The 1,584-nt window shown below is 72.9% G+C and carries 3 protein-coding genes; 1 reads left to right on the top strand and 2 read right to left on the bottom strand.

Features of this window, described 5'->3' with window-relative positions; genetic code table 11:
* On the bottom strand, positions 1-416 hold a 416-nt coding region (locus tag BN11_RS17425), incomplete at its 3' end, for an HAD hydrolase-like protein (protein WP_157044412.1).
* A gap of 63 nt (positions 417-479) precedes the next feature.
* Here BN11_RS17425 and BN11_RS17420 point away from each other — a divergent pair.
* Positions 480-917 (top strand): hypothetical protein, encoded by a 438-nt coding sequence (locus tag BN11_RS17420; RefSeq protein ID WP_048699585.1) that lies wholly within the window; start codon positions 480-482, stop codon positions 915-917.
* A 70-nt stretch (positions 918-987) separates the two neighbouring features.
* On the opposite strand, the gene BN11_RS17415 is transcribed toward BN11_RS17420, so the two are convergent.
* The coding region (locus tag BN11_RS17415) for a sucrase ferredoxin (RefSeq protein WP_327152880.1) at positions 988-1,584 on the bottom strand (597 nt) is incomplete at its 5' end.

Raw genomic sequence — 1,584 nt, 5'->3', positions numbered from 1 at the left:
CGCGCCTGCGCGAGGTCGTCGGTGCAGGAGGTCGCGATCGCGTGCCGGGCGCCGACGAGCGCCTCGAGCGCCGCGACAGCACCGGGCAGGGTGGGGATCTCGCTGACATCGTCCAGTTCGAGTCGGCGAATGTGCTGCTCGGCCTCGTCGCGCCGGTCTTCGGTCAACAGCCGCTCGATGATCCCGCGGGCCGGTATGCCGTGCAGCCCCCGCAGTCGGCTCAGCTCGATCCCGTAGGTGGGCGCCCACGCGGCCCAGCAGCGCGCGATGGCGGCGGTGGAGTCGATGAGCGTGCCGTCCAGATCGAAGAGGACGGCAGCGAATCTTCGCCCCTCCAACCGGTCCAGACCGTGCACCTGCGACGATGCCGTGCTCGTCGCGTTCGGGACCGGCGAGGAGGCGTGAGGGTGCGTCATACCGTCAACTTTAGGCGGACGCTGCGACGCACGCGGTGCCCCTTGGGAGGGCACACTGGCCTCATGGCTGAATACACCGAGGCCGAACACGAAACCATCCGCAGCGCTGCCTTTGGTGCCATCGCTCTCGTCGCCAAGGCGGACCCTGGGTTCTTCTCCACCTTCAAGGAGTCGATGGCCGGCTCCCGCGCCTTCGCCGTCGCACCCCCGGCGGTCCAGGAACTCCTCAAGACCGGCGGCTTCCCCACGCCGCCCAAGGGTGACGCTGCGGAGGTCGAGCGGCAGATCCTCGACGGCCTGCGCCAGTCGATGACGATCCTGAACGGCAAGGACGCGGCGGCCGCGGGCGGCTTACGCGACGTCATCGTCGCCGCCGCCGACGCCGTCGCCGACGCCTCCAAGGGCACCTCTGCCGAGGAAGCGGCGGTCATCGCCAAGATCCGCGAGGCCGTCGGCGGCACCGCGGGCCCCGCGGCGGGCGGCACTCCCTCGCTCGTCTGATCCCCTCTGCACTGACGGCCGGCGTCCCCTGTGTGGAGGCCGGCCGTCGGTCGTTTCACCTCGCGTGGCGTCAGGAGTCGAGCAGCGCGGTCTCGTAGGTGACGGCGACCTTGTCGATCTCGGCCCGGCAGGCCCGGGGCGCCGGGCTCAGCACGATGCGGCGGACCTCGACGCGCACCTGCGCGACGGCGGGGTGACCGGTCACGCTCACGTGCCAGCGATCCGGCGCCGGGTGGCCGACGATCTCTCCGTGCAGCCGGTATGCCGCCGACGCGCCGTACGCCGCCAAGGTCGCCGTCACCGCCGCCTGGACGCGCTGATCCTGGGTCGTCACCCCGCGCAGGTGCGCCGGATCGTCGCGTCCGGCGAGGTGGGCGGCCACCACGGCCGGAGCCGTGTCGGCGTCGAGCCGGCCGAGGTAGGTCCCGGTCGGGAGGGCCAGCAGGTTGCCGCCGAAGCGGTCACCGCCGACGTGACTGCACTCGAGGACGTGCTCGTAGCGTTCGGCGAGAACGGCCGCGACCGGCCGGCCGCGCACCGCGCAGCACTGGTCGTGGGTGCCGTGGGAGCACACGAGGAGGACCTCGGCGGCCGGTTCGGCCAGCGGCCCGTCGGCGTCGAAGGCGGCCAGGGCGGCGGTCAGATCCGCGGCGGGGCGTCCCGCGGC

The organism is Nostocoides australiense Ben110, assembly GCF_001050535.1.
GTDB lineage: Bacteria > Actinomycetota > Actinomycetes > Actinomycetales > Dermatophilaceae > Nostocoides_A > Nostocoides_A australiense.
This window is presented reverse-complemented; position numbering and strand designations above follow the sequence as displayed.

Excerpts from the sequence above, each read along its gene's own strand:
- BN11_RS17420 (WP_048699585.1), top strand. The coding sequence starts at position 480 with ATGGCTGAATACACCGAGGCCGAACACGAAACCATCCGCAGCGCTGCC.